This is a genomic window from Thioalkalivibrio paradoxus ARh 1, from assembly GCF_000227685.2.
GTDB lineage: Bacteria > Pseudomonadota > Gammaproteobacteria > Ectothiorhodospirales > Ectothiorhodospiraceae > Thioalkalivibrio > Thioalkalivibrio paradoxus.
On the sequence record NZ_CP007029.1, the window covers coordinates 3,075,462 to 3,102,090 of the forward strand.

35 protein-coding genes are annotated in these 26,629 nt (G+C 65.3%); 1 reads left to right on the forward strand and 34 read right to left on the reverse strand.

Features of this window, described 5'->3' with window-relative positions:
* Positions 1 to 62 precede the first annotated feature (62 nt).
* A complete protein-coding gene (locus THITH_RS13705) occupies positions 63 to 1,448 on the reverse strand; it encodes an MFS transporter (RefSeq protein ID WP_006747249.1) in 1,386 nt (461 codons plus the stop codon).
* Between the two features lie 141 nt (positions 1,449 to 1,589).
* On the opposite strand from THITH_RS13705, the gene uvrA reads away from it, so the two are divergent.
* Positions 1,590 to 4,475: an excinuclease ABC subunit UvrA gene (uvrA, locus tag THITH_RS13710; RefSeq protein ID WP_006747248.1), complete on the forward strand. Its 2,886-nt coding sequence runs from the start codon at positions 1,590 to 1,592 to the stop codon at positions 4,473 to 4,475.
* Between the two features lie 108 nt (positions 4,476 to 4,583).
* Here the strand turns inward: uvrA and rplQ are convergent, their stop codons facing one another.
* The 33 genes from rplQ to rpoC form a co-directional block, all read right to left on the reverse strand.
* The gene (rplQ, locus tag THITH_RS13715; protein WP_006747247.1) at positions 4,584 to 4,961 is read right to left on the reverse strand and encodes a 50S ribosomal protein L17; all 378 of its coding nucleotides are present in this window, start codon (positions 4,959 to 4,961) and stop codon (positions 4,584 to 4,586) included.
* A gap of 40 nt (positions 4,962 to 5,001) precedes the next feature.
* Positions 5,002 to 5,988, reverse strand: coding sequence for a DNA-directed RNA polymerase subunit alpha (locus THITH_RS13720; RefSeq protein WP_006747246.1), 987 nt, complete (start codon positions 5,986 to 5,988; stop codon positions 5,002 to 5,004).
* Positions 5,989 to 6,008: 20 nt separating this feature from the next.
* Positions 6,009 to 6,629, reverse strand: a complete 621-nt coding sequence (rpsD, locus tag THITH_RS13725; protein WP_006747245.1) for a 30S ribosomal protein S4 — start codon at positions 6,627 to 6,629, stop codon at positions 6,009 to 6,011.
* Between the two features lie 21 nt (positions 6,630 to 6,650).
* Positions 6,651 to 7,040, reverse strand: a complete 390-nt coding sequence (gene rpsK, locus THITH_RS13730) for a 30S ribosomal protein S11 (RefSeq protein ID WP_006747244.1) — start codon at positions 7,038 to 7,040, stop codon at positions 6,651 to 6,653.
* Between the two features lie 19 nt (positions 7,041 to 7,059).
* Positions 7,060 to 7,416, reverse strand: coding sequence for a 30S ribosomal protein S13 (gene rpsM / locus THITH_RS13735; protein ID WP_006747243.1), 357 nt, complete (start codon positions 7,414 to 7,416; stop codon positions 7,060 to 7,062).
* A gap of 66 nt (positions 7,417 to 7,482) precedes the next feature.
* The gene (rpmJ, locus tag THITH_RS18205) at positions 7,483 to 7,596 is read right to left on the reverse strand and encodes a 50S ribosomal protein L36 (protein WP_025367578.1); all 114 of its coding nucleotides are present in this window, start codon (positions 7,594 to 7,596) and stop codon (positions 7,483 to 7,485) included.
* 21 nt (positions 7,597 to 7,617) lie between these two features.
* Positions 7,618 to 8,961: a preprotein translocase subunit SecY gene (secY, locus tag THITH_RS13740; RefSeq protein ID WP_006747242.1), complete on the reverse strand. Its 1,344-nt coding sequence runs from the start codon at positions 8,959 to 8,961 to the stop codon at positions 7,618 to 7,620.
* A gap of 2 nt (positions 8,962 to 8,963) precedes the next feature.
* The gene (gene rplO, locus THITH_RS13745; protein WP_006747241.1) at positions 8,964 to 9,395 is read right to left on the reverse strand and encodes a 50S ribosomal protein L15; all 432 of its coding nucleotides are present in this window, start codon (positions 9,393 to 9,395) and stop codon (positions 8,964 to 8,966) included.
* 2 nt (positions 9,396 to 9,397) lie between these two features.
* On the reverse strand, positions 9,398 to 9,577 hold the full coding sequence (gene rpmD / locus THITH_RS13750) for a 50S ribosomal protein L30 (protein WP_006747240.1): 180 nt from the start codon (positions 9,575 to 9,577) through the stop codon (positions 9,398 to 9,400).
* A 2-nt stretch (positions 9,578 to 9,579) separates the two neighbouring features.
* Positions 9,580 to 10,086, reverse strand: coding sequence for a 30S ribosomal protein S5 (rpsE, locus tag THITH_RS13755; protein WP_006747239.1), 507 nt, complete (start codon positions 10,084 to 10,086; stop codon positions 9,580 to 9,582).
* 27 nt (positions 10,087 to 10,113) lie between these two features.
* On the reverse strand, positions 10,114 to 10,467 hold the full coding sequence (rplR, locus tag THITH_RS13760) for a 50S ribosomal protein L18 (protein WP_006747238.1): 354 nt from the start codon (positions 10,465 to 10,467) through the stop codon (positions 10,114 to 10,116).
* A gap of 9 nt (positions 10,468 to 10,476) precedes the next feature.
* Positions 10,477 to 11,007, reverse strand: coding sequence for a 50S ribosomal protein L6 (rplF, locus tag THITH_RS13765; protein ID WP_006747237.1), 531 nt, complete (start codon positions 11,005 to 11,007; stop codon positions 10,477 to 10,479).
* A 10-nt stretch (positions 11,008 to 11,017) separates the two neighbouring features.
* Positions 11,018 to 11,410, reverse strand: a complete 393-nt coding sequence (gene rpsH / locus THITH_RS13770; protein WP_006747236.1) for a 30S ribosomal protein S8 — start codon at positions 11,408 to 11,410, stop codon at positions 11,018 to 11,020.
* Positions 11,411 to 11,423: 13 nt separating this feature from the next.
* Entirely contained in the window at positions 11,424 to 11,729 is a 306-nt protein-coding gene (rpsN, locus tag THITH_RS13775; protein ID WP_006747235.1) for a 30S ribosomal protein S14, read from the reverse strand.
* Positions 11,730 to 11,745: 16 nt separating this feature from the next.
* Complete coding sequence (gene rplE, locus THITH_RS13780; protein ID WP_006747234.1) at positions 11,746 to 12,285, reverse strand: 50S ribosomal protein L5; 540 nt, start codon at positions 12,283 to 12,285, stop codon at positions 11,746 to 11,748.
* Positions 12,286 to 12,302: 17 nt separating this feature from the next.
* Positions 12,303 to 12,620, reverse strand: a complete 318-nt coding sequence (gene rplX, locus THITH_RS13785; protein WP_006747233.1) for a 50S ribosomal protein L24 — start codon at positions 12,618 to 12,620, stop codon at positions 12,303 to 12,305.
* An 8-nt stretch (positions 12,621 to 12,628) separates the two neighbouring features.
* Entirely contained in the window at positions 12,629 to 12,997 is a 369-nt protein-coding gene (gene rplN, locus THITH_RS13790) for a 50S ribosomal protein L14 (RefSeq protein WP_006747232.1), read from the reverse strand.
* A gap of 29 nt (positions 12,998 to 13,026) precedes the next feature.
* The gene (gene rpsQ, locus THITH_RS13795; protein WP_006747231.1) at positions 13,027 to 13,293 is read right to left on the reverse strand and encodes a 30S ribosomal protein S17; all 267 of its coding nucleotides are present in this window, start codon (positions 13,291 to 13,293) and stop codon (positions 13,027 to 13,029) included.
* Positions 13,294 to 13,297: 4 nt separating this feature from the next.
* The gene (rpmC, locus tag THITH_RS13800; RefSeq protein ID WP_006747230.1) at positions 13,298 to 13,492 is read right to left on the reverse strand and encodes a 50S ribosomal protein L29; all 195 of its coding nucleotides are present in this window, start codon (positions 13,490 to 13,492) and stop codon (positions 13,298 to 13,300) included.
* Positions 13,492 to 13,905 (reverse strand): 50S ribosomal protein L16, encoded by a 414-nt coding sequence (gene rplP, locus THITH_RS13805; RefSeq protein ID WP_006747229.1) that lies wholly within the window; start codon positions 13,903 to 13,905, stop codon positions 13,492 to 13,494. Before rplP ends, rpmC begins: the two co-directional genes overlap by 1 nt.
* Before the next feature lie 9 nt (positions 13,906 to 13,914).
* Positions 13,915 to 14,592 carry a 30S ribosomal protein S3 gene (rpsC, locus tag THITH_RS13810; protein WP_006747228.1) on the reverse strand — a complete coding sequence of 226 codons (678 nt, stop codon included), beginning with the start codon at positions 14,590 to 14,592 and terminating at the stop codon, positions 13,915 to 13,917.
* 2 nt (positions 14,593 to 14,594) lie between these two features.
* Positions 14,595 to 14,945 (reverse strand): 50S ribosomal protein L22, encoded by a 351-nt coding sequence (gene rplV, locus THITH_RS13815; RefSeq protein WP_006747227.1) that lies wholly within the window; start codon positions 14,943 to 14,945, stop codon positions 14,595 to 14,597.
* Between the two features lie 9 nt (positions 14,946 to 14,954).
* Positions 14,955 to 15,227 (reverse strand): 30S ribosomal protein S19, encoded by a 273-nt coding sequence (gene rpsS, locus THITH_RS13820; RefSeq protein WP_006747226.1) that lies wholly within the window; start codon positions 15,225 to 15,227, stop codon positions 14,955 to 14,957.
* Between the two features lie 12 nt (positions 15,228 to 15,239).
* Positions 15,240 to 16,061, reverse strand: coding sequence for a 50S ribosomal protein L2 (gene rplB / locus THITH_RS13825; protein ID WP_006747225.1), 822 nt, complete (start codon positions 16,059 to 16,061; stop codon positions 15,240 to 15,242).
* 3 nt (positions 16,062 to 16,064) lie between these two features.
* A complete protein-coding gene (gene rplW, locus THITH_RS13830; protein ID WP_006747224.1) occupies positions 16,065 to 16,361 on the reverse strand; it encodes a 50S ribosomal protein L23 in 297 nt (98 codons plus the stop codon).
* Complete coding sequence (gene rplD, locus THITH_RS13835; protein WP_006747223.1) at positions 16,358 to 16,963, reverse strand: 50S ribosomal protein L4; 606 nt, start codon at positions 16,961 to 16,963, stop codon at positions 16,358 to 16,360. The genes rplW and rplD overlap by 4 nt, the downstream gene beginning before the upstream one ends.
* A gap of 4 nt (positions 16,964 to 16,967) precedes the next feature.
* Positions 16,968 to 17,612, reverse strand: a complete 645-nt coding sequence (gene rplC / locus THITH_RS13840; RefSeq protein ID WP_006747222.1) for a 50S ribosomal protein L3 — start codon at positions 17,610 to 17,612, stop codon at positions 16,968 to 16,970.
* Positions 17,613 to 17,726: 114 nt separating this feature from the next.
* Entirely contained in the window at positions 17,727 to 18,038 is a 312-nt protein-coding gene (gene rpsJ, locus THITH_RS13845; protein ID WP_006747221.1) for a 30S ribosomal protein S10, read from the reverse strand.
* Between the two features lie 5 nt (positions 18,039 to 18,043).
* Positions 18,044 to 19,234, reverse strand: coding sequence for an elongation factor Tu (gene tuf / locus THITH_RS13850; RefSeq protein ID WP_006747220.1), 1,191 nt, complete (start codon positions 19,232 to 19,234; stop codon positions 18,044 to 18,046).
* Between the two features lie 42 nt (positions 19,235 to 19,276).
* Positions 19,277 to 21,373 carry an elongation factor G gene (fusA, locus tag THITH_RS13855; protein WP_006747219.1) on the reverse strand — a complete coding sequence of 699 codons (2,097 nt, stop codon included), beginning with the start codon at positions 21,371 to 21,373 and terminating at the stop codon, positions 19,277 to 19,279.
* Positions 21,374 to 21,392: 19 nt separating this feature from the next.
* On the reverse strand, positions 21,393 to 21,860 hold the full coding sequence (gene rpsG, locus THITH_RS13860; RefSeq protein ID WP_006747218.1) for a 30S ribosomal protein S7: 468 nt from the start codon (positions 21,858 to 21,860) through the stop codon (positions 21,393 to 21,395).
* Positions 21,861 to 21,884: 24 nt separating this feature from the next.
* Complete coding sequence (gene rpsL, locus THITH_RS13865) at positions 21,885 to 22,262, reverse strand: 30S ribosomal protein S12 (protein WP_006747217.1); 378 nt, start codon at positions 22,260 to 22,262, stop codon at positions 21,885 to 21,887.
* Positions 22,263 to 22,373: 111 nt separating this feature from the next.
* Positions 22,374 to 26,582: a DNA-directed RNA polymerase subunit beta' gene (gene rpoC, locus THITH_RS13870; protein WP_006747216.1), complete on the reverse strand. Its 4,209-nt coding sequence runs from the start codon at positions 26,580 to 26,582 to the stop codon at positions 22,374 to 22,376.
* Between the last annotated feature and the right edge of the window lie 47 nt (positions 26,583 to 26,629).

Genomic DNA, 26,629 nt, shown 5'->3' on the forward strand with positions numbered 1-26,629 from the left:
GGGGGTGCGGCAGGGACGCTGCGTGCCCGCCGATGCCCCGACCGCGCAGCGCTCCGCGGCCGTCAGGCACGCGACGCGGCTCCGGTACCACCGGAGCCGCCGCTACGGAACAGATCCCGCAGCGCCGTTTCGTCGAACCGGCCCGGATCGACCTTCAGATAGACCGCCGCCTCGCTTGCGCTCACGCGCACCTCCGCGACCCCGGCGAGTTCCGCCAGACGCGCGTTCAGCTGCGCCGACGCCTGTTTCCAGGCATCGGGAAAGGCATAGGCCCGGTTCGCCAAATGGCTCGGCGGCGCCATCGTGACGGCGGCCCAAAGCCAGAGCAGGGCGCCCGCGAGACCCAGACCGAAGACCGCGGCGCTGCCGCCGTGGGACAGCAACACGCCGCCGAGCAGACCGCCGGCAAAAATCCCGAGGAACTGGCAGCTGGAGAAGACGCCCATTGCGGTTCCCTTCGCAGCAACCGGCGCGGTCTTCGCAACCAGCGAAGGCAGGGCTGCCTCCAACAGGTTGAACGCGGCGAAGAACAGCACCAGCGCAAGCCCCAGCGTGACCCAGTGAGCGCTGAACGGCAGCAGCACCTGCACCGCGATCAGCACCACGATCGCTCCGACCAGTGCGGGCTTCAGCGCGCGCTGGCGCTCGGCCCGAATCACCGCCGGAATCATCAGCGCGAATCCCAGCAGCAGCACCGGGAGGTAGACGAGGTAGTGCTGCGCCGGCTCCAGCCCCAGCCGATTCACCAGGGTCAGCGGCAGCACCAGGAAATTCGCCGCAAGCGTCAGGTGCAGGACGAAGATGCCCGCGTTCAGACGCAGCAGCTCGGGGTCGCGCAGCACGCTGCGCAGTCCGCCAGGCATCGGCACCATGTCCGGGTGCGGCCGCGAGTGCGCCGGCTGCGGCACCCAGACGAACAGCAGCAGCAGCGCCAGCAGGCCGAGCAGCGCGGTCAGCCAGAAGATCCCGGCCAGCCCGAACCATCGGTCCACCAACGGCCCCAGCACCATCGAGGCGGTGAAGGTCACGCCGATGGTCAGCCCGATCACCGCAAGCGCACGGGTCCGGCGTTCCTCCGCGATCAGGTCGGCGGTGAGCGCCAGCACGGCGGCGGCGACCGCTCCCGCGCCCTGCAGCGCGCGGCCCAGGATGATGCCGTACACGCTTTCCGCCAGCGCCGCGATCACACTTCCCGCGATGAACAGCGCCAGCCCGAGCGCGATCAGCGGCTTGCGGCCGACCCGGTCCGACAGCATGCCGAACGGGATCTGCAGCATCGCCTGGGTCAGGCCGTAGATTCCCAGCGCCAGCCCCATCAGGAACGGCGTGGCCGCGGGCAGTACGTCCGCGTAGAGCATGAACACCGGCAGGACCATGAACAGCCCGGCCATCCGCACTGCGTAGATCGCGGCGAGCCCCGACGTGGCACGGAGTTCGAGGGAAGTCATGGATGCGGCAGCCGCTCCGGTCGCACAGGGTGAACGTTGCCGGAATCTTACAGGGAATGACGGCGTGAGAAAGGGGGGCACTGCGGCAGCGGTGCTACCATAGCGGGCTGGGCGCAAGGCCGTCACCACCCCGGGAACCGGATGGGAACGATCAAGATCCGCGGCGCACGCACGCACAACCTGAAGGACATCGACCTGGATCTGCCGCGCGAGCGGTTGATCGTGGTCACCGGCGTCTCGGGTTCGGGCAAGTCGTCGCTCGCGTTCGATACCCTGTTCGCCGAGGGCCAGCGCCGGTACGTCGAGAGCCTGTCGACCTATGCGCGGCAGTTCCTGTCGATGATGGAAAAGCCCGACGTGGATCTGATCGAGGGCCTGTCGCCGGCGATCTCGATCGAACAGAAGAGCACATCGCACAACCCGCGCTCGACGGTGGGCACGATTACCGAGATCTACGACTATCTGCGCCTGCTGTTTGCGCGCGCGGGGGAACCGCGCTGCCCGGAGCACGGCGAGACGCTCGCGGCGCAGACGATCTCGCAGATGGTCGACCAGGTGCTGGCGCTGCCCGCCGGCGAGCGCCTGATGCTGCTGGCGCCGATCGTGCGGGGGCGCAAGGGCGAGCACAGCCGCCAACTGGAGGCCATGCGCGCGCAGGGCTTTCTGCGCGCGCGCATCAACGGCGAGATCTTCGAACTCGATGCGCTGCCGCCGATCGATCCGAAACGCAAGCACGACATCGAGATCGTGATCGACCGCTTCCGGAACCGCGACGACCTGCGCCAGCGCCTGGCGGAATCGTTCGAGACCGCCACCGAACTGGCCGACGGACTTGCGCTGGTCGCGTGGATGGACGAGCCGGACCGCGCGCCCCTGGTTTTCTCGGCACGCTTCGCCTGCCCGGTCTGCGGCTATGCCATCCGCGAACTCGAACCGCGGCTGTTCTCGTTCAACAACCCGGCGGGCGCCTGCCCGGCCTGCGATGGCCTCGGGGTGCGCCAGTTCTTCGACCCCGAACGCGTGGTCGCGCTGCCCGAACTCAGCCTCGCCGGCGGCGCGGTGCGCGGCTGGGATCGCAGGAACGCCTGGTATTTCAGCCTGCTGCAGAGCCTGGCGCGGCACTACGGCTTTGACGTCGAGACCCCCTGGCTGGACCTTCCCGCGTCGGTGCGCGCCGTCATCCTGCACGGGTCCGGCACCGAAAAGATCCGGTTCAGCCAGCAGGGCCTGGACGGGCGGTCGCGCAGCGAGCAGCGGACGTTCGAGGGCGTGATCCCGAACCTCGAGCGGCGCTACCGCGAGACCGATTCATCCGCGGTGCGCGAAGAACTTGGCCGCTACCTGGCCAGCCACGCCTGCCCGGAATGCCAGGGCGCGCGCCTGAACAGCGCAGCCCGCCACGTGTTCGTGAACGACGCCAACCTTCCGGCCGTGACCCGGATGAGCGTTGCCGATGCCCGCGCGTTCTTCCACGGCCTGCAGCTCCCAGGCAGGTTCGCGCGCATCGCGGACAAGATCGTCCGCGAAATCGACGCCCGGCTGGGATTTCTGGTCGATGTCGGGCTCGATTACCTGACCCTCGACCGCTCCGCCGAGACGCTTTCCGGCGGCGAAGCCCAGCGGATCCGGCTCGCGTCGCAGATCGGTTCGGCGCTGGTGGGCGTGATGTATATTCTGGACGAGCCGTCGATCGGGCTACACCAGCGCGACAACGAGCGCCTGCTGCGTACCCTGACGAACCTGCGCGACCTGGGCAATACCGTCGTCGTCGTGGAACACGACGAGGAGGCGATCCGGCAGGCCGATTTCGTGGTCGACATCGGTCCCGGGGCCGGCCGCCACGGCGGCGAGATCGTCGCCGCCGGCACGCCGGAGAGCGTCGCCACGAATCCCGACTCGCTGACCGGCGCCTATCTCGACGGCCGGCGCACGATCGCGATACCCGAACAGCGCCGCGCCCCCGACCCGGAACGCAGCCTGGTCGTGCGCGGAGCGGGCGGCAACAACTTGAAGGGCATCGATGCCGCGTTCCCGGTCGGCCTGCTGACCTGCGTGACCGGCGTCTCGGGTTCGGGCAAGTCGACCCTGGTCAACGACACGCTGTATCCGGCGGTCGCGAACGCACTGCACCGCAGCGCACACGCGGTTGCCGCCCACGCGGGCGTCGACGGCCTTGAGTGGATCGACAAGGTGGTCGACATCGATCAGAGCCCGATCGGCCGCACGCCGCGGTCCAACCCCGCGACCTACACCGGCCTGTTCACTCCGATCCGGGAGCTGTTCGCCGCCACCGCCGAGGCCCGCTCGCGCGGCTACCGGCCCGGCCGGTTCTCGTTCAACGTGCGCGGCGGGCGCTGCGAGGCCTGTCAGGGCGACGGCGTGATCAAGGTGGAGATGCACTTCCTGCCCGATGTGTTCGTGCCCTGCGACGTCTGCCGCGGCCAGCGCTACAACCGCGAGACGCTCGAGGTGCGCTACAAGGGCCGCAACATCCACGAAGTGCTCCAGATGACCGTCGAGGACGCGCTCGAGTTCTTCGCGCCGGTCCCGGTGATCCGGCGCAAGCTGGAGACGCTGCTCGACGTCGGCCTCGCGTACATCCAGCTCGGCCAGAACGCGACGACGCTCTCCGGCGGCGAAGCGCAACGCATCAAGCTCGCCCGCGAACTCTCGAAACGCGATACCGGGCGTACGCTGTATATCCTCGACGAACCGACCACCGGGCTGCACTTCCACGACGTCGAACAGCTGCTCGCCGTGCTCCACCGCCTGCGCGACCACGGCAACACGCTGGTCGTGATCGAACACAATCTCGACGTGATCAAGACCGCGGACTGGCTGCTCGACATCGGCCCCGAAGGCGGCGACCGCGGCGGTCGTATCGTCGTCGCCGGCACGCCGGAAACCGTAGCGATGCACGCGGACAGCCACACCGGCCGATTCCTGGCTCCAATCCTCGGCACGGCCCACGAAGCCGCGCCGAACCGGAGCGAACCCCGGTCCGCATCCGGCGGCGGGGCGGGCTGATTGCCGCCTGCGGACGGGCCGCAACCCGGCCCCCACGCGACCGACCGCCCCCCCAACGAAGAAGCCGGCTCAAGGCCGGCTTCTTACTCCAGGCGAAATGCCAGCGACTCAGTCCGCGGCCGACGGCTCCGGACGGTCGACCAGTTCGACGTAGGCCATCGGCGCATTGTCCCCGGCGCGGTAGCCGCACTTCAGGATCCGCAGATAACCACCCGGCCGTTCCTGGTACCGGGGACCGATCTCGGTGAACAGCTTGCCGACGATTTCCTTGTCGCGCAGCCTCGAAAACGCGACCCGGCGCGTATGCACCGAATCCTTCTTGCCCATCGTGATCAGCGGCTCGGCCACCCGCCGCAGTTCCTTCGCCTTGGGCAGGGTGGTCTTGATCAGTTCATGACGCAGCAGGGCGATGGTCAGCGCCTGCAGGGTCGCCTTGCGATGGGAGCTGTTGCGGCTGAGCTGCCGGCCGATATTACGATGACGCATCTGTGCTTACCTGAGTTCTTGTGCCCGAACGATACCGGGGTTATTCGGAAGGTTCCTGGAGCCCGGGCGGCGGCCAGTTTTCGAGCCGCATCCCCAGCGAGAGGCCGTGACTGGCCAGCGTGTCCTTGATCTCGGTCAGCGACTTCTTCCCGAGATTCGGCGTGCGCAGCAACTCGACTTCGGTGCGCTGCACCAGATCGCCAATATGGTAGATATTCTCGGCCTTCAGGCAGTTCGCCGAACGCACGGTCAGCTCCAGTTCGTCGACCGGCCGCAGCAGCACCGGATCGACTGCGCCGCCGCTGACCGCGTGCGTCTCCCGCGCCGTTTCCTTCAGATCGACAAACGGTGCCAGCTGGCCCTGCAGGATCCCCGCTGCCTTGCGCACCGCGTCGTCCGGCGCGATCGCGCCATTGGTCTCGAGTTCCAGCACGAGCCGGTCCATGTCGGTCCGCTGCGCCAGCCGCGCGCTCTCGACCCGATACGCGACCCGACGGATCGGGCTGAAGCTCGCGTCGAGCATCAGCCGCCCGATCGTGCTGTCCGGCATCTCGCCCTGCCGCCGCGCGCTCACCGGCTCGTAGCCGCGCCCCTTGCGCAGTCGCAGCGACATCGCCAGCTCGACGTTCTTCGCAATCGTCGCGATCACGTGCTCGGGATTCACGACTTCGACGTCGTGGTCCAGCGCGATGTCGGCCGCGGTCACCACGCAGGGACCGCGCTTGCGCAACGACAGCGTCGCTTCGTCGCGGCTGTGCATACGCAATGCCACACCCTTCAGGTTCAGCAGAATGTCGACCACATCCTCCTGCACGCCCTCGATTGCCGAGTATTCGTGCAGCACACCCTCGATCTCGACTTCGACGATCGCAGAGCCCGGAATCGACGACAGCAGCACGCGCCGCAGCGCGTTGCCGAGGGTATGGCCGAAGCCCCGCTCCAGCGGTTCGAGCACGACCCGCGCCTTGTTGCGGTTCTGCTCCTCGACCTCGATGTGCTGCTTGTTGACCAGCTCGTTCGCTTGCATCTCCACTCCCGCCGCGGCGCTTACTTCGAATACAGCTCGACGACCAGCGACTCATTGATGTCGGCCGGCAGATCGGAACGGTCTGGGAAGGCCTTGAACACGCCTTCGAACTTGCTGCTGTCCACTTCGATCCAGCCGGGCATTCCCGCCTGCTCCGCCAGCGTCATCGAGTCCTTGATCCGATCCTGCTTGCGTGCGCGTTCCCGCACGCTGACCACGTCCGCCGGAGCGACCTGGTACGACGGAATGTTCACCGCACGGCCGTTCACCAGGATCGCGCGGTGCGATACCAACTGGCGCGCTTCCGCCCGCGTGCTCCCGAAACCCATCCGGTAGACGACGTTGTCCAGACGCCCTTCGAGCAGCCGCAACAGGTTCTCACCGGTCGACCCCTTCAACCGAGAGGCCTCCTTGTAATAGTTGCGGAACTGCTTCTCGAGCACGCCGTAGGTGCGGCGCAGCTTCTGCTTTTCACGCAGCTGCACGCCGTAATCCGACAGGCGCGTGCGGCGATCGCCGTGCTGGCCGGGCGGCTTGTCGAGCTTGCACTTCGTTTCCAGCGCACGGGCTCGGCTCTTGAGCCCCAGATCCCCGCCTTCGCGCCGGGACAGCTTGCATTTCGGTCCAATGTAACGGGCCATAGGTCAGAACTCCGGGTCGGTTTAGACGCGCCGCTTCTTCGGCGGACGGCAGCCGTTGTGCGGGATCGGGGTGATGTCGCTGATGTTCGTGATCTTGAACCCCACGTTGTTCAGCGCCCGCACCGCCGATTCGCGGCCGGGACCCGGCCCCTTCACCAGCACCTCCAGGTTCTTCACGCCGTGCTCCTGTGCCGCAGAACCGGCGCGCTCGGCCGCGACCTGCGCAGCAAACGGCGTCGATTTCCGCGAGCCGCGGAATCCGGACCCACCGGACGTCGCCCAGCTCAGCGTGTTGCCCTGCCGGTCGGTGATGGTGATGATCGTGTTGTTGAACGAGGCGTAGACATGCGCCACGCCCTCGGCCACGTTCTTGCGGACCTTTTTCTTGGTCCTCGACTGCGGTTGTGCCATTGACTAGATCCCAGAAAGATTACTTGCGAATCGGACGGCGGGGACCCTTGCGGGTGCGCGCGTTGGTCCGGGTACGCTGCCCGCGCAGCGGCAAACCGCGCCGGTGCCGCAGCCCCCGGTAGCAGCCGAGGTCCATCAGCCGCTTGATGTTCATGTTGACCTCGCGGCGCAGATCCCCTTCGACCGGGATCCGCCCCACTTCGGCGCGCAGGCTCTCGATCTCGGCATCCGTCAGGTCACGGACCTTGATGTCTTCCCGAACGCCGGCCGCCTGGCAGATCTGCCGCGACCGGGTCCTGCCGATGCCGTAGATCGCGGTCAACGCGATCACGGTGTGCTTCTGGTCCGGAATGTTGATACCTGCGACGCGGGCCATCCAAACTCTCCATCAAAACGGCAAAGCCGGCAATAGTAACCAAAAATCAGAAACAACTCAAGGCGTTCAGCCCTGGCGCTGCTTGTGGCGGGGATCCGAGCAGATCACCCGGACGACCCCGTGGCGCCGGATCAGCTTGCAGTTCCGGCAGATCGGCTTGACAGATGCTCGTACTTTCATTGCTTCGCTCTCCGAAATTCCCTAGCGGATATTGGTTCCGCCAAAACCCTTGAGATTCGCCTTGCGCATCAGGCCTTCGTACTGATGCGACATCAGATGCGCCTGCAGCTGCGCCATGAAGTCCATCGTCACGATCACGATGATCAGCAGCGATGTGCCCCCGAAGTAGAACGGCACATTCCAGTACAGGATCAGGAACTCGGGCAGCAGACACACCGCGGTGATGTAGATCGCGCCGACGGCCGTCAGCCGGGTCATCACGCCATCGATGAATCGTTCGGTCTGCACCCCCGGCCGGATCCCCGGGATGAACGCTCCCTGCTTTTTCAGGTTCTCCGCAGTTTCCCGCGAGTTGAACACCAGCGCGGTGTAGAAGAAACAGAAAAATATGATCGCGGCAGCGTAGAAGGTAACGTACAGCGGCTGGCCGGGCGCGAGCGTGGTCGAGATCTCGCGCAGCCAACCCATCCCTTCCGCCTGCCCGAACCACTGCCCGAGTGTCGCCGGGAACAGGATGATGCTCGACGCGAAGATCGGCGGAATCACGCCGGCCATGTTCAGCTTCAGCGGCAAGTGACTCGACTGCCCGCCGATCACCTTCCGCCCGACCTGGCGTTTGGCATAGTTGATCGTGATCCGGCGCTGGCCGCGCTCGACGAACACCACGAACGCGGTGACGGCGAGCGCCAGCACCAGCAGGATGACCACGAACGCCGCCGCGAGTTCCCCGGTCCGGGCCAGCTCCAGCGTTCCGCCGATCGCTGCCGGCAGCCCCGCGACGATTCCCGCGAAGATGATGATCGAGATCCCGTTGCCGATTCCGCGCTCGGTGATCTGCTCGCCCAGCCACACCAGGAACATGGTCCCGGTCACCAGCGACACCACCACCGTCGGGATGAAGATGTGGGACGGAAGCAGCGCCATCGGCATCCCCTGGATGGTCTGCCCGCTCAGCGCGATGCCGATGCCGATACTCTGGAACAGCGCGAGGAACACGGTGCCGTAGCGCGTGTACTGTGTGATCTTGCGCCGCCCGGCCTCGCCCTCCTTTTTCAGCTGTTGCAGGTACGGCACGGTCGCCGCCAGCAGCTGCATGATGATCGCCGCGGAGATATAGGGCATGACCCCGAGTGCGAAGATCGACAGCCGTTCCAGCGCGCCGCCCGAGAACATGTTGAACATGTCCAGGATCGTGCCGCTGTGCTGCTCGAAGAAGCTCGACACCGCGACCGGGTTGATGCCCGGCACCGGGATGAACGTCCCGATGCGGTAGACGACCAGCGCCCCGAGCACGAACAGCAGGCGTTGCCGGAGTTCGGAGAAACCGGTTAGCCCTGCACCCCTCGCTGCGGCTCCACGTGCCATGATTACTCCTCGACGCGCCCGCCGGCGGCCTCGATCGCGGCCTTCGCACCGGCCGTCACCCCGAGCCCGCGCACGACCACGGCCTTATCGATCGATCCCGACGCAAACACTTTTGCGCGCACGGCGTTACCCGGGATCAGCCCGGCACCCTTCAGCGCTTCGAGCGTGACGTCGCCTTCGACCTTCGCCAGTTCGTGCAGCCGCACCTCGGCGGTGACCCGCGCAACGCGCGAGCGGAAGCCGACTTTCGGCAGCCGGCGCTGCAGCGGCATCTGGCCGCCTTCGAACCCGACCTTGTGGTAGCCACCGGACCGCGATTTCTGGCCCTTGTGCCCCCGGCCGCCGGTCTTGCCGAGCCCGGAGCCGATTCCGCGCCCGAGGCGCTTGCCCGTGGGCCGCGACCCCGGAGCCGGCAACAGTTCATTCATGCGCATCGTCAGACCTCCTCGACCTTGAGCAGATAGGCGACCTTGCGCACCATGCCCAGATTCTCCGGGGTGGCATCCACCACCGAGGTACTTTGCGTGCGGCGCAGGCCGAGCCCGCGCACGCAGGCCTTGTGATTGGCCAGACGGCCCGCAGTGGACCGGACCAGCGTGAGCTTGAGCTTGTTCATCTTCAACCCGTGATTTCTTCGAGCGTCTTGCCGCGTTTCGCGGCCACGAACTCCGGATCGTGCACCGCGGCCAGACCGTTGATCGTGGCCTGGACGACGTTGATCGGGTTGCGCGAACCCACACACTTGGCGAGCACGTTGCGCACCCCGGCGACTTCGAGCACCGCGCGCATCGCGCCGCCGGCGATCACGCCGGTACCTTCGGACGCCGGCTGCATGTACACCGTCGCCGCGCCATGGCGGCCGTTGATCGCGTAGTGCAACGTGCCGTCGTGCAGCGACACCGCCTTCATGTTCTGGCGCGCCTGCTGCATCGCCTTCTGAATCGCCAGCGGCACTTCGCGCGCCTTGCCGTAGCCATAGCCGACGCGGCCGTCGCCGTCTCCGACCACAGTCAGTGCGGCGAAGCGGAACTGCCGCCCGCCCTTCACGACCTTGGCCACGCGGTTCACGCTGATCAGCTTTTCCTGCATCCCGTCCGTGGCTTCGCTTGCTTCGTTACGTGCCATTGCTTTCTCCGTTGCTGCCTGATCCGATCAGAACGCGAGACCGCCCTCGCGGGCGGCATCGGCCAGGGCCTGTACGCGACCGTGGTACCGGAACCCGGAACGGTCGAAGGCCACGCGTTCGATCCCGGCCTGCCGGGCCCGTTCCGCGATCAGTTTTCCCACCCGCGCCGCCGCATCGGCGTTGCCGGTGTACTTGACATCGCCGCGCACCGCGGATTCCGCGGTAGACGCCGCCGCGAGCACGCGGTCGCCGCCGGGCGCGATGATCTGCGCATAGATGTGCCGCGGGGTCCGGTGCACACAGAGGCGATGGACGCCCAACTCCCGGATCTTGAACCGCGCGCGGCGCGCCCTTCTGAGTCTCGACTCTTTCTTGTCCACGGATCTACCCTACTTCTTCTTGGCTTCTTTGCGAAGGATGCGCTCGCCCTTGTACTTCACGCCCTTGCCCTTGTACGGCTCCGGCGGTCGGAAGGCGCGAATATTGGCGGCCACCTGTCCGACCTGCTGGCAGTCGTGGCCCTTGACCACGATCTCGGTCTGGCTGGGCGTCTCGATCGTCACCCCTTCCGGTACCTCGAACGCGATCGGATGGGAAAACCCGAGATTCAGATTCAGCACCTTGCCCTGCGCCTGCGCCCGGTATCCGACGCCGACCAGTTCCAGGCCGCGTTCGAACCCCTGGCTCACGCCCTGGACATGGTTGCCCAGCAGCGCGCGCACGGTACCCGCGAGCGCACTGTTTTCCGCGTTCGCAGCCGGCGCAACGGACACCACGCTACCGTCGACCGACACCTCGACCGTGTCCGGGCAGGGCATCGCGATGGTCCCCTTCGGACCCTTCACGGTGATCTCCTGCCCGTTCAACTGTAACGTGACCCCGGAGGGAAGGGCCAGCGGACGTTTTGCTACCCGAGACATCGCGATTTCCTCAATAGATCTTGCAGAGCACTTCGCCGCCCTGCCCCAGGGCCCGTGCCGCGCGGTCGGTCATCACACCCTTCGGAGTGGACACGATCGCGACACCCAGGCCAGCGTTGATTTTCGGCAGATCGTCCTTGCCACGGTAGATGCGCAGCCCCGGGCGACTGATCCGCACCAGGTTCTCGATCACACCCTGCCCCTGGAAATACTTCAGGGTCACGCGCAGCTGGCGCGACGCCCCTTCGCCCTCGGCGGTCACCTCGCCGACGTAGCCTTCATCGGCGAACACCTTCAGGATCGCCTCTTTGGTCCGGCTGTACGGCACCACCACGGTTTTCTTCTGGGCCCGCTGCGCGTTGCGCACGCGGGTCAGCATGTCGGCGATCGGATCGGTCATCATGTCGTCTGTCTCCTTACCAACTTGCCTTGCGCAGGCCCGGGATCTCGCCACGCATCGCGAACTCGCGCAGCTTGTTCCGCCCCAGACCGAACCGGCGATAGTACCCCTTGGGGCGACCGGTCACGCCGCAGCGGTTGCGCTGGCGCACCGGGCTCGAATCGCGCGGCAGCTTCTGCAGTGCCTGCATCGCAGCCAGCCGCTCTTCCCCCGGCAGCGAATCGTCGAGGATCTTGGCCTTCAACTCGGCCCGCCGAGCCGAATACTTTGCCACCAGCTGCGCGCGCTTCTGCTCGCGCTGCATCATCGAAATCTTTGCCATGTCTCGAAACCTCGGGTTACTGCCGGAACGGGAAACGGAACGCCGCGAGCAGCGCCTTCGCTTCCTCGTCGCTCTGCGCGTTGGTCGTGATGGTGATATCCATCCCGCGGATCTTGTCGACCCGGTCGTAATCGATTTCCGGGAAGATAATCTGTTCCTTCACGCCGAGGCTGTAGTTGCCCCGGCCGTCGAACGCGCGCGGACTGAAGCCCCGGAAGTCCCGGACACGCGGAAGCGCGACATTGATCAACCGGTCGAGGAACTCGTACATCCGCCGGCGGCGCAGCGTGACCTTGCAGCCGATCGGATAGCCGTCGCGGATCTTGAACCCGGCGATCGACTGGCGCGCCTTGGTCACCACCGGCTTCTGGCCGGCGATCGCGGTCATGTCCGCCAGCGCGCTCTCGATCACCTTCTTGTCGGCAACCGCATCGCCCAACCCCATGTTCAGCGTGACCTTGGTGATGCGCGGCACCTGCATCACGTTCCGGTACTGAAATTGTTCCTGCAGGGCCGGGACAACCGACTCCAGGTACTGCGCTCTCAAACGTTCCATGGCTCTCTTTCTCGCCCTTATGCGTCGACGACTTCGCCGTTCGAGCGAAACACCCGAACCTTGCGCCCGTCTTCGAGGGTCTTGAAGGAAACCCGATCACCCTTGGCGGTGCCGGGATTGAATAGCATCACGTTGGAAACATCGATCGGCATCTCTTTCTCGATGATGCCGCCGGTCCGACCCATGTTCGGATTCGGCTTCTGATGTTTCTTCACCATATTGATGTTCTGGACCAGCACGCGGTTGCCGTCGAGCGAACGCATGACCGTACCCCGACGGCCCTTGTCCTTGCCCGCGATCACGATCACGTCGTCGCCCTTGCGAATCTTTTTCATGGCCTGCCTCACAACACTTCCGGAGCCAGCGAGATGATCTTCATGAACTTCTCGCCGCGCAGTTCACGCGTAACCGGGCCGAAGATGCGGGTGCCGATCGGCTGCAGCTGATTGTTCAGCAGCACCGCGGCATTCCGGTCGAAACGGATCACCGAACCATCCGGGCGCCGCACTCCAGCCGCGGTACGCACAACCACCGCGTTGTAGACATCGCCTTTTTTCACCTTTCCGCGCGGGATCGCGTCCTTGACGCTGACCTTGATCACGTCACCGACCCGCGCATACCGGCGATGGGACCCACCCAGCACCTTGATACACTGCACCCGGCGCGCGCCGCTGTTGTCGGCGGCCTCCAGGACGGTCTGCATCTGAATCATGACTTAACTCTCCAACGATGGGCGCCGGCTCACGCCTCGGCGCGGCTGACCACTTCGACCAGCGCAAAGCGCTTGAGACGGGACAGCGGCCGGCACTCGCGCACCCGAACGGTATCGCCCATGCGCGACTCGTTGCTCTCGTCGTGCACGTACAGCCGGGTGCTCCGCCGGATGAACTTGCCGTACAGCGGATGGCGCACGCGGCGTTCCACCAGCACGGTACGGGTCTTGTCCGTCTTGTCACTCACCACGCGCCCGATGATCGAACGCTGGGTCTTCGACATTTCGTCGCTCATGTTCTTATCCTGCCGCCTTGCGTTCGTTCATCAGCGTCTTGATCTGAGCGATCTCGCGCCGAACCTTTTTGACCCGGTCCGGACGCGCAAGCTGTCCGACCGCCTTCTGCATGCGCAGCGCGAACTGCTCCTGATACAGCCCCTGCAGTTCTTCACCGAGTTCGGCGTCGCTCTTGCCTTTCAGATCCGCGAACTTCATCACATCACCTGCCTGCGCGTGAACGTCGTCTTGATCGGGAGCTTCGCAGCGGCCAGGCGGAACGCCTCGCGCGCGGTCTCCTCGTTCACCCCTTCCATTTCATAGAGCACACGACCCGGCTGGATCTTGCAGACCCAGTACTCCACGTTGCCCTTGCCCTTGCCCATCCGGACCTCGAGCGGCTTCTTGGAAACCGGCACGTCCGGGAACACCCGGATCCAGATCTTGCCGCCACGCTTGATGTGACGGACCATCGCGCGCCGCGCCGCTTCGATCTGCCGGGCGGTAATGCGCCCGCGGTCCACCGCCTGCAGCCCGAACTCGCCGAAGCTGACCTTCGCCCCTACCGTCGCGAGCCCACGGTTCTTGCCCTTGAACTGTTTGCGGAACTTGGTTCTTTTTGGCTGAAGCATGTCGATGTCCTAGTTCGCAGTCGCGGGCCTGGCTTCCGACGCACCGTCGAGGCCGAAAACTTCACCCTTGAAAATCCAGACCTTGATGCCGATCACGCCGTAGGTCGTCTTGGCCTCGGCGAACCCGTAGTCGATGTCCGCGCGCAGCGTATGCAGCGGCACCCGGCCTTCCCGATACCATTCCGAGCGCGCGATTTCCGCGCCGTTCAGGCGGCCCGACACGTGCACCTTCACGCCCTGCGCGCCGAGACGCTGGGCATTGCCGACCGCGCGCTTCATCGCGCGGCGGAACATGATGCGGCGCTCGAGCTGCTGCGCGATCCCTTCGGCGACCAGCTGCGCGTCGACCTCCGGCTTGCGGATCTCTTCGATGTTGATCTTCACGTTCGCGTTGTCGAGCCCGAGCCGGCCGGCGACCTCGCGCCGCAGCGCCTCGATGTCCTCGCCCTTCTTGCCGATCACGATCCCCGGCCGCGCGGTGTGAATCGTCACATGCGCTGCGCGCGACGGGCGCTCGATGTGCACCCGGCTCACCGAGGCGTGCGCCAGCCGCTTGCGCAGGAAGGCGCGCAGCTCGAGGTCGCTGTTCAGCGTCTTGCCGAAATGGTTGCCGTCCTCGTACCACACGGCCGCCCAAGGGCGCGAGATGCCGAGACGAATGCCGGTTGGATGTACCTTCTGGCCCATGGTTACTTCGCCCTCTTCTCGCTGACGCCAATCAGAATGTGGCTGGTACGTTTCAGGATTCGATTGCCACGGCCCTTGGCCCGCGCTTGCATGCGCTTCAGGGTCGGACCCTGGTCGACCTGGATCCGGCTGACCCGAAGCTCGTCGACGTCGGCACCGTCGTTGTTTTCCGCGTTGGCGATGGCCGACTCCAGCACCTTCTTCAGCATGGCCGCGGCCTTTTTCGGGCTGAAGGTCAGGTCGTTCAACGCCTGCTCGACCTTCTTGCCCCGAATCTGGTCGGCGACCAGCCGGGCCTTCTGCGGCGAGATACGGGCGAACCGCAGCTTCGCGATCGTTTCTTGCGTTTCCATCACAGTTCCTTAGCGCGACTTCTTGTTGGCCACATGGCCCTTGAAGGTCCGGGTCGCGGCGAACTCGCCGAGCTTGTGCCCGACCATGTTCTCGGTCACCAGCACCGGTACGTGCTGCCGGCCGTTATGGACCGCCATGGTCAGACCGACCATCTGCGGAATGATCATCGAGCGGCGCGACCAGGTCTTGATCGGACGCCGGTCGTTCTTTTCCACGGCAACATCGACCTTCTTCAGCAGATGATGATCGACGAACGGACCCTTCTTCAGTGAACGCGGCATGATCGAACTCCGTTACTTCTTGCGCCGACGCACGATCATGCGGTCGGTACGCTTGTTGTTGCGGGTCTTGTAACCCTTCGTCGGCACGCCCCAGGGGGTCACCGGATGTTTCCCGAAGTTCCGACCCTCGCCGCCGCCGTGCGGGTGGTCGACCGGGTTCATCGCGGTGCCGCGCACGGTCGGGCGCACGCCCATCCAGCGCTTCGCGCCCGCTTTGCCGAACTTGCGCAGGCTGTGACCGCTGTTGCCCACCTCGCCGACGACCGCGCGGCACTCGGCGGGGACCCGGCGCATTTCGCCCGAGCGCAGGCGCAGGGTCGCGAGGCGGCCTTCGCGCGCGACCAGCTGCACCGAGGTGCCAGCGGAGCGCGCGATCTGCGCACCCTTGCCGGGCTTCATTTCCACGCAGTGCACGACCGTGCCTACCGGAATCGCGCGCAGTTCCATCGCGTTCCCGGGCCGCACCGGCGCCTGGCTGCCGCTTTGCAGCGTGTCGCCCGGCTGAACACCCTTGGGCGCGATGATGTAGCGGCGCTCGCCGTCGGCGTATTTCAGCAGCGCGAGGTGCGCGCTTCGGTTCGGGTCGTATTCGAGCCGCTCGACTTGCGCCGGAACGTTATCCTTGTTGCGCTTGAAGTCGACGAGCCGGTAGTGCTGCTTGTGGCCGCCACCGACATGCCGCACCGTGATCCGGCCACGGTTGTTGCGACCGCCGGTCCGCGCTTTCTTCTCGAGGAGCGGCGCATGCGGCGCGCCGGAATGCAGTTCCGGCGTCCGGATCTGCACCGCGTGCCGGCGACCCGCCGACGTGGGATTGGTCTTGATGATCGCCATGACTTACACCTGATCCCCTTCGCCCAGTTCGATCTTTTCGCCCGCGGCGAGCGACACGTAGGCCTTTTTCCAGTGATTGCGCCGGCCGAGCCGGCCGCCGAACCGCTTCATCTTCCCGGCCATGTTCAGCGTACGCACCGACTGCACCTTGACCTCGAAGATCTTTTCGACGGCCTGCTGAATTTCCTGCTTGGTGGCATCCGGCCGCACCCGGAACACATGAGTGGAGGTCTCGCCGGCCGCTGTCGACTTCTCCGAAACTACCGGACCCAGGATCACCTGCAACAAACGCGGGTTCATGCCAGCCACTCCTCAACGCGCTTCGCCGCGTCTGCGGTCATCACCACGGTCTCCGAACCCACTAGCACCACCGGGTTCAGCTCGGCCGCGGTCACGACATCGATATTCGGGATGTTGCGCAGCGCCCGCCAAGTCGCGTCGTGCGCCTCGCCCAGCACCACCAGGCCCGATTCCAGACCGAGCGCGCGCAGCGCCGCTGCCGCGTCGCGGGTCTTGCCCGACTCGACGCGGAAGCTCTCGACCAGCTTCAATCGCTCCTGGCGCAGCAGTTCGGAGAGAATCGACGCCATCGCAGCGCGATACATCTTGCGGTTCAGCTTCTCGCTGAAATCCCGCGTGCTCGCCGCGAACACCTTACCGCCCCCACGCCACAGCGGGCTGCGGATGGTTCCGGCGCGGGCACGCCCGGTGCCCTTCTGGCGGAACGGCTTGATGCCACCGCCACTGACCTCGGTACGGCCTTTCTGCGCACGCGTGCCGGCACGTGCACCGGCGAGCTGCGCGACCACACTCTGGTGCACCAGCGACTCGTTGAATTCCCGCTCGAAGCAGGCGGCCGACAGCTCGACTGCGGTGGCGGTATCTGCGGTTATCACTTGCATCGTTCTATCCCTTGGCCTTGACGGCGGGGCGGACCATGACGTCGGCACTGGGCGCACCCGGCACGGCACCGTGGATCAGCAGCAGCCCGCGGTCGCTATCCACGCGCACGATCTTGAGATTCTGCACGGTGGTTCTGGCGTCGCCCATATGGCCCGCCATCTTCTTGTTCTTGAACACACGGCCCGGCGTCTGGTTCTGCCCGATCGAGCCCGGGGCCCGGTGCGACCGCGAGTTCCCGTGGGTCGCGTCCTGCATCCGGAAGTTGTGGCGCTTCACCACCCCTTGAAAGCCCTTGCCCTTGCTGCGCGCGGTCACGTCGACCAGCTGGCCTTCGCTGAACACCTCGACCCCGAGTTCGTCGCCAGGCGACATCCCGTCGACCCGCTCGCCGTCCACGCGAAACTCCCAGAGGCCACGGCCCGGCTGCACCGATGCCTTGGCATAGTGGCCGGCCGCGGGTTTGCTGACCCGCGACGGCTTGCGCGCCCCGGCGGTGACCTGCACCGCGTCGTAGCCGTCCTGGTCCGAACGCTTGACCTGCACCACGCGGTTGTGGCCCACCTGCACCACGGTCACCGGCAGGGAGGCGCCATCCTCGGTGAAGACGCGCGTCATCCCGAGCTTGCGACCGATGAGTCCAAGAGACATTGGTAAACCCCTTCCTGATTCGAACGCGCCGCAAGGGCGCCCTAAAGCCGTGGCCCGGCGACACGAATCCCGCCGGGCCACGGAAAGCCACGCATTATGACAGAAAATCGGCCGTTAGTTAAGCCTGATTTGCACATTTACGCCCGCAGCCAGATCCAGCTTCATCAGCGCATCGACCGTCTTGTCGGTCGGATCCAGGATGTCCATCAGCCGCTTGTGCGTCCGGAGCTCGTACTGGTCGCGCGCATCCTTGTTCACGTGCGGCGAGATCAGCACGGTATAGAGTTCGCGCTTGGTTGGAAGCGGGATCGGCCCTTTCACTCGGGCGCCGGTCCGCTTCGCGGTCTCGACGATCTCCGCGGCGGAGCGATCGATCAGTCGATGATCGAAGGCCTTGAGACGAATTCGAATACGCTGGTTTGCCATGTTGCTCACTCGATGATCTTGGAGACGACGCCGGCGCCGACGGTACGGCCACCCTCGCGAATCGCGAAGCGCAGTCCGTCTTCCATCGCAATCGGGCTGATCAGCGACACCGTCATCTTCACGTTGTCACCCGGCATCACCATCTCGACGCCCTCCGGAAGATCGCAGGAGCCCGTCACGTCCGTCGTCCGGAAATAAAACTGCGGACGATAGCCATTGAAAAACGGCGTGTGGCGACCACCCTCGTCCTTGCCCAGAATGTACACCTCCGCCTCGAACTTCGTGTGCGGCGTGATCGAACCCGGCTTGCACAACACCTGACCCCGCTCCACGTCGTCACGCTTCGTCCCGCGCAGCAGCACCCCGACGTTGTCGCCCGCCTGCCCCTGATCCAGCAGCTTGCGGAACATCTCCACACCCGTCACCGTGGTCTTCTGCGTGTCGCGAATGCCGACAATCTCGACCTCGTCGCCCACCTTCACAATCCCACGCTCGACCCGGCCCGTCACCACCGTGCCGCGGCCGGAAATCGAAAATACGTCTTCCACCGGCATCAAAAACGCACCGTCAATCGCACGCTCCGGCTCCGGAATGTACGAATCCAGCGCCGCTACCAGCTTGTCGATCGACTGCGAACCAATCTCGCTGTCGTCCCCTTCCAGCGCCTTCAGCGCCGATCCCGTGATGATCGGCGTGTCGTCGCCCGGGAAGTCATAGCTCGACAACAGGTCCCGAACCTCCATCTCCACCAGCTCCAGAAGCTCGGCGTCGTCCACCATGTCCGCCTTGTTCAGGTACACCACGATGTACGGCACACCCACCTGACGCGCCAGCAGGATGTGCTCCCGCGTCTGCGGCATCGGACCGTCCGCCGCCGATACCACCAGGATCGCTCCGTCCATCTGCGCCGCACCCGTGATCATGTTCTTCACGTAGTCCGCGTGCCCAGGACAGTCCACGTGCGCATAATGCCGCGCATCGGTCTCGTACTCGACATGCGCCGTCGCAATCGTGATCCCGCGCGCCTTCTCTTCCGGCGCGTTGTCGATCTGGTCGTAGGCCTTCGACTCGCCACCAAACTTCTTCCCCTGCACCACCGTCAACGCCGCCGTCAGCGTCGTCTTCCCGTGGTCCACGTGACCAATCGTTCCCACATTCACATGCGGCTTCTTACGCTCGAATTTTTCCTTGGACACAGCACGAACCTCTTGAACTTGTTTTCTGGTGACTGACGATGATCAGGAAGCCTTCTTGATGACGGCCTCGGCCACGTTGGCCGGCGCCTCGGCATACTTCAGGAACTCCATCGAGTAGGTCGCGCGGCCCTGCGACATCGACCGCAACGTCGTAGAGTACCCGAACATCTCGGACAGCGGCACCTCGGCGCGCAGCAATTTCTGCCCTGCGACATCCTCCATGCCCTGGATCATGCCGCGGCGCCGATTCAGGTCGCCCATCACGTCGCCCATGTAGTCTTCCGGCGTTTCCACCTCGACCTTCATCATCGGCTCGAGCAGTACCGCGCCCGCCTTCAGCGCACCTTCCTTGAACGCCATCGAACCCGCGATCTTGAACGCCATTTCCGACGAGTCGACGTCATGGTAGGACCCGTCGAACAGCGTCACCTTCACGTCCACAACCGGGAAGCCTGCAAGCACGCCGTTGCCCATCTGCTCCTGGATGCCCTTGTCGACCGCCGGAATGTAGTCCTTGGGCACCACACCCCCGACGATCGCATTCTCGAACTTGTAGCCGGCGCCATGCTCCTGCGGCTCGATGCGGATCCACACGTGGCCGTATTGGCCACGGCCGCCCGACTGGCGCACGAACTTGCCTTCCTGTTCGACCTGCTTGCGCACCGTCTCGCGGTATGCCACCTGCGGCTGACCGATGTTCGCATCGACCTTGAACTCGCGGCGCAGGCGGTCGACGATGATCTCCAGATGCAGTTCGCCCATCCCGGAAATGATCGTCTGACCCGACTCCTCGTCGGTGCGCACCCGGAACGACGGATCTTCCTGGGCCAGCTTGTTCAGCGCCAGGCCCATCTTCTCCTGGTCGGTCTTGGTCTTCGGCTCGACCGCGATCGAGATCACCGGCTCTGGGAATTCCATCCGCTCGAGCTCCACCGGCGCGTTGACCGCGCACAGCGTGGTCCCGGTGTAGATATCCTTCAGGCCCACGCACGCGGCGATGTCGCCCGCCCTCAGCTCCTTGATTTCCTCGCGATTGTTCGCGTGCATCTGCAGGATGCGGCCGATCCGCTCGCGGTTCCCGCTCTGGCTGTTGAGCACGGTGTCGCCGGCATTCAGCACGCCCGAATACACGCGCACGAAGGTCAGGCTGCCGACAAAGGGGTCGGTCATGATCTTGAACGCGAGCGCAGCGAAGGGCTCGTCGTCATCGGAGCGGCGCTCGACCGGCTCATCGGTACCGGCCTTCACGCCCTTGATCGCCATCACCTCTTCCGGAGACGGCAGATACTCGATCACCGCGTCGAGCATCGCTTGAACGCCCTTGTTCTTGAATGCGGTACCGCAAAGCATCGGGAAGATCTCCAGGTTGATCGTGCGCTGGCGCAGACCGGCCTTGATCTCCTCCTCGGAGAGTTCCTCGCCCTCGAGGTACTTCTCCATCAGCTCCTCGTTGGCCTCGGCGGCGGCCTCGACCAGGTTCTCGCGCCACTGCGCCGCATCGTCCTGAAGCTCGCCGGGGATGTCGCGGTACTCGAAGGTGATGCCCTTGTCTTCCTCGTTCCAGTAGATCGCCTTCATCTTGACCAGATCGATCACGCCCTTGAAGTTCTCCTCGGCGCCGATCGGCAGCTGGATCGGGACCGGGTTGGCGTTCAGGCGTTCGCGCATCTGCTCATAGACGCGCAGGAAATTCGCCCCTGCGCGGTCCATCTTGTTCACGAACGCGATTCTGGGAACCTTGTACTTGGTCGCCTGGCGCCAGACCGTCTCGGACTGGGGCTGCACGCCGCCGACCGCGCAGTAGACCATGCAGGCGCCATCCAGCACGCGCATCGAGCGCTCGACCTCGATGGTGAAGTCGACGTGCCCGGGCGTATCGATGATATTGACCCGGTGTTCCGGAAACTGCTGCGCCATCCCGGACCAGAAACAGGTGGTCGCGGCCGACGTGATCGTGATGCCACGCTCCTGCTCCTGCTCCATCCAGTCCATCGTCGCGGCACCGTCGTGCACCTCGCCGATCTTGTGCGAAATCCCGGTATAGAACAGGATCCGCTCGGTCGTGGTGGTCTTGCCTGCGTCGATGTGCGCGCTGATCCCGATGTTCCGGTAGCGCTTGATGGGAGTCTTGCGTGCCACGATCAGCCTCTCTGGTTGCTTACCAACGGAAATGGGCGAACGCCTTGTTCGCTTCCGCCATGCGGTGGGTATCCTCGCGCTTCTTCACGGCAGAGCCCTTGCTGTCTGCCGCATCCATCAGTTCGCCGGCAAGCTTCAGCGGCATCGAGCGCTCGCCGCGCTTGCGCGCAGCCTCGACCAGCCAGCGCATCGCGAGCGCATCCTGGCGCACCGCCCGCACCTCGACCGGGACCTGATAGGTCGCACCGCCGACCCGCCGCGACTTGACCTCGACCCGCGGGCGCACGTTGTCCAGCGCCTTGTCGAGCACCCCGACGCCGTCGCCGCGCTTGGCTTCGATCTGGTCGAGGGCACCGTACACGACGCCCTCGGCAACGGACTTCTTGCCGTCGCGCATCACGGTGTTGATGAACTTCGCCAAGCGCTCGCTCCCGAACTTGGGATCGGGAAGGATCTGGCGCTTCGGAGCCTCTGATCTTCTGGACATGGATGTCTTCCTGAAACGTCGGGGTTAGGTCTTCTTCGGACGCTTGGCGCCATACTTGGATCGTGCCTGCGTGCGCTTCTGCACGCCCTGCGTGTCGAGACTGCCGCGCACGGTGTGATAGCGCACACCGGGGAGGTCCTTCACGCGCCCGCCGCGGATCAGCACCACCGAGTGCTCCTGCAGGTTGTGGCCCTCGCCACCGATGTAGCTGCTCACCTCGTAACCGTTCGTCAGGCGCACGCGCGCGACCTTGCGCAGCGCCGAGTTCGGCTTCTTCGGGGTGGTGGTGTAGACACGCGTGCACACCCCCCGCTTCTGCGGCGAACCCTGGAGCGCGGGAACCGCGCTCTTCTCGACCTTGCGCTTGCGCGGCTTGCGCACCAACTGGTTAATCGTGGCCATGAAACCCTTTCTCCTAGCCGAAAAAGAACGACAGGCCGATTCTCAGGACCGGCCTGCCGAGGGAGCGAGATTGTAAGGACCGCCCCCAATGCTGTCAAGATGAAGAACGCGTTACTCGGCGCTCGCGCCCGGTTCTCCGCCGTTGTCCGGAAGAGTGGTGACTTCCGACTCTGCCGCCTCGCTGCCCATCAGATCGAAGCTCGGCAGCTCGAGGTGGCGCTTGCGCCGGCGCTCCTTGTGGTAGGCAAGCCCGGTGCCCGCGGGGATCAGCCGCCCGACGATCACGTTTTCCTTCAGGCCGCGAAGCTCGTCGCGCGCGCCGCGGGTCGAGGCCTCGGTGAGCACCCGGGTGGTCTCCTGGAACGAAGCCGCCGAGATGAACGACTCGGTCACCAGCGACGCCTTGGTGATGCCCAGCAGCACGCGTTCGTAGGTCGCCGGGCGCTGATCCGCCTCCAGTTTCTCGTTCTCCTCGACCACGCGAGCCCGGTCGATCTGATCGCCCGCGAGCAGCCGAGTGTCGCCGGGATCGGTGATCACCACCTTACGGATCATCTGGCGCAGGATCACCTCGATGTGCTTGTCGTTGATCTTCACGCCCTGCAGCCGATAGACGTCCTGGATCTCCTGCACGTGGTATTCGGCCAGCGTGGTCGAGCCGCGCAGACGCAGGATGTCGTGCGGGTCGAGCTCGCCGTCGACGATCACTTCGCCGCGTTCGACACGCTCGCCTTCGAACACGTTCACGTTCCGGTACTTCGGAATCAGCATCTCCTGCGGATCCCCGCTTTCCGGCGTGATCACCACGCGCTGCTTGCCCTTGGTTTCCTTGCCGAACGAGATCGTGCCCGAGATCTCGGCGAGCACCGCCGCATCCTTCGGTTTGCGCGCCTCGAACAGATCCGCGACACGCGGGAGACCACCGGTGATGTCGCGGGTCTTCGACGACTCCTGCGGCAGGCGCGCGATCACGTCGCCGACCTCCACACGGGCGTTGTCGTCGAGATTGAAGATCGCACCGGCCGGCAACAGGTACTGCGCCGGCATGTCGGTGCCCGCGATGAACAGATCGTTCCCTTCCTCGTCGATCAGCCGCACGGTCGGCCGCAGATCGCGCCCGGCGGCGCTACGGCTCTTGTGGTCCATCACCACGTTCGACGACAGCCCGGTGAACTCGTCGGTCTCCTTGGTCACGGTGACGTTGTCGACGAAATCGACCAGCTGGACGCGGCCGGCCACCTCGGTGATGATCGGATGGGTGTGAGGATCCCAGATCGCGACCTCCTGTCCGGCCTCGACCGCGTCGCCTTCCTTCACGCTGATGCTCGCCCCGTAGGGCACCTTGTAGCGCTCGCGCTCGCGCCCGGCCTCATCGATCACGCCGAGTTCGCCCGAACGCGAGACCGCGACCAAGTTGCCGTGCTTGTTGACCACGGTCTTGATGTTGTGCAGGCGGATCTGGCCCGCGTTCTTCACCTGGATCGCGCTGACGGTCACCGCACGGCTCGCGGCGCCCCCGATGTGGAAGGTGCGCATCGTCAGCTGCGTGCCGGGTTCGCCGATCGACTGCGCCGCGATCACACCAACCGATTCGCCGATGTTGACCAGGTGCCCGCGGGCCAGGTCGCGCCCGTAGCACTTGGCGCAGATACCCTGCCGCGTCTCGCAGGTGATCGCGGAACGGACCCAGACCTCGTCGACACCGTTTTCGTCGAGCATCTCGACCCGGGCCTCGTCGAGCAGTTCGCCGGCCGCGACCAGCACGTCGTTGCCACCCGGCTTCAGGATGTCGCGGGCCGTGGTACGGCCGAGCACGCGGTCGCGCAGCGGCTCGACCACATCGCCACCCTCGATGATCGCCTTCATCAGCAATCCCTGCTCGGTGCCGCAGTCGTCCTCGGTGACGACGACGTCCTGCGACACGTCGACCAGCCGCCGCGTGAGGTAGCCCGAGTTCGCGGTCTTCAGCGCGGTATCGGCCAGACCCTTGCGGGCACCGTGCGTCGAGATGAAGTACTGCAGCACGTTCAGACCTTCGCGGAAGTTCGCGGTGATCGGCGTCTCGATGATCGAACCGTCCGGTTTCGCCATCAGTCCGCGCATACCGGCCAGCTGCCGGATCTGCGCAGCCGAACCGCGGGCGCCGGAATCGGCCATCATGAAGATCGAGTTGAACGAAGACTGCGCCACGTGTTCACCCTCGCGCGTGGTCACTTCTTCCTTGCCGAGATGCTCCATCATCGCCTTTGCGACCTGATCGTTGCAGTGCGACCAGATGTCGACGACCTTGTTGTAGCGCTCGCCCTTGGTGACCAAACCCGACGAGTACTGCTCCTCGATCTCCTTCACCTGCTCCTCGGCAAGGCGCAGGATGTCGGCCTTCTCCTCCGGGATCACCATGTCGTTGGCGCAGAACGACACGCCGGCGCGGGTCGAGAACCGGAACCCGAGATACATCAGCTGGTCCGCGAAGACCACGGTGTCCTTCAGGCCCAGACGCCGGTAGCAGGCGTTGATCAGCCGGGAAATCGCCTTCTTGCTCAGCTCGCGGTCGATCAGGCTGAACGACAGCCCCTGCGGCAGAATGCCCGAGAGAATCGCCCGCCCCACCGTCGTCTCCCGGCGGATCGGCGGCTGCGGGTTGCCCTGCTCGTCGGCCTCGGCGATCCGCGCCTGGATCCGCGCATGCAGATCGACGACTCCGCTCTCGTAGGCGCGGTGCACTTCGTCGACGTCCGCGAACACCATGCCCTCACCCTTCGCGTTCACGCGCTCGCGCGAGAGGTAATACAGCCCGAGCACGATGTCCTGCGACGGCACGATGATCGGCTCGCCATTCGCCGGCGACAGCACGTTGTTCGACGACATCATCAGCGTGCGCGCCTCGAGCTGCGCCTCCAGCGACAGCGGCACATGCACCGCCATCTGGTCGCCGTCGAAGTCGGCGTTGAACGCCGCACAGACCAGCGGATGCAGCTGGATCGCCTTGCCCTCGATCAGCACCGGCTCGAAGCCCTGGATGCCGAGACGATGCAGCGTCGGCGCGCGGTTCAGCAGCACCGGATGCTCGCGAATCACCTCTTCGAGGATATCCCAGACCTCCGGACCTTCCTTTTCGACCGCCTTCTTCGCGGCCTTGATGGTGGTCGCCAGTCCGCGTCGTTGCAGCTTGCCGAAGATGAACGGCTTGAACAGCTCCAGCGCCATGCGCTTGGGCAGTCCGCACTGATGCAGGCGCAGCGTCGGACCGACCACGATCACCGAGCGGCCCGAGTAGTCGACGCGCTTGCCGAGCAGGTTCTGGCGGAAACGACCCTGCTTGCCCTTGATCATGTCGGCCAGCGACTTCAGCGGCCGTTTGTTGGTGCCGGTGATCGCGCGGCCGCGGCGGCCGTTGTCGAGCAGCGCGTCGACCGATTCCTGCAGCATGCGCTTTTCGTTGCGCACGATGATGTCGGGCGCGTTCAGCTCCAGCAGCCGGCGCAGGCGGTTGTTGCGGTTGATCACCCGGCGGTACAGGTCGTTCAGGTCCGAGGTCGCGAAGCGGCCGCCGTCGAGCGGCACCAGCGGACGCAGATCCGGCGGCAGTACCGGCAGCACCGACATGATCATCCATTCCGGCTTGTTGCCGGAATCCAGGAACGACTCGACGAGCTTCAGCCGCTTGCCGAGGCGCTTGATCTTGGTTTCGGACCCGGTCTCCGACAATTCGGTGCGCAAACGCACCGCCTCGGCCTGCAGATCGATGTTCTTCAGCAGCTCGAGCACCGCCTCGGCACCCATCAGCGCGACGAAGTCGTCGCCGTGCTCCTCGATCGCCTCGAGGTATTCCTCGTCGGTGAGCAGCTGGCCGCGCTCGAGCGTGGTGAAACCGGGGTCGACGACGATGAACGACTCGAAGTACAACACCTTCTCGATGTCCTTCAGCGTCATGTCGAGCAGCAGGCCGATTCGCGACGGCAGGCTCTTCAGGAACCAGATGTGCGCGACCGGCGACGCGAGGTCGATGTGGCCCATGCGCTCGCGGCGCACCTTGGTCTGCGTCACCTCGACGCCGCACTTCTCGCAGACCACGCCGCGGTGCTTCAGACGCTTGTACTTGCCACAGAGACACTCGTAGTCCTTCACCGGCCCGAAGATCTTCGCGCAGAACAGGCCGTCGCGCTCGGGCTTGAAGGTGCGGTAATTGATGGTCTCGGGCTTTTTCACCTCGCCGAAAGACCAGGTCCGGATCTGGTCCGGCGAGGCGAGGCCGATGCGGATCGCATCGAATTCTTCCGGCTGGGTCTGTTGCTTGAACAGATTGAGGAGGTCTTTCATTCGCTAGCCTCGTAACGTGTATTCCTGGGGCACCCCGCAACGGGTGC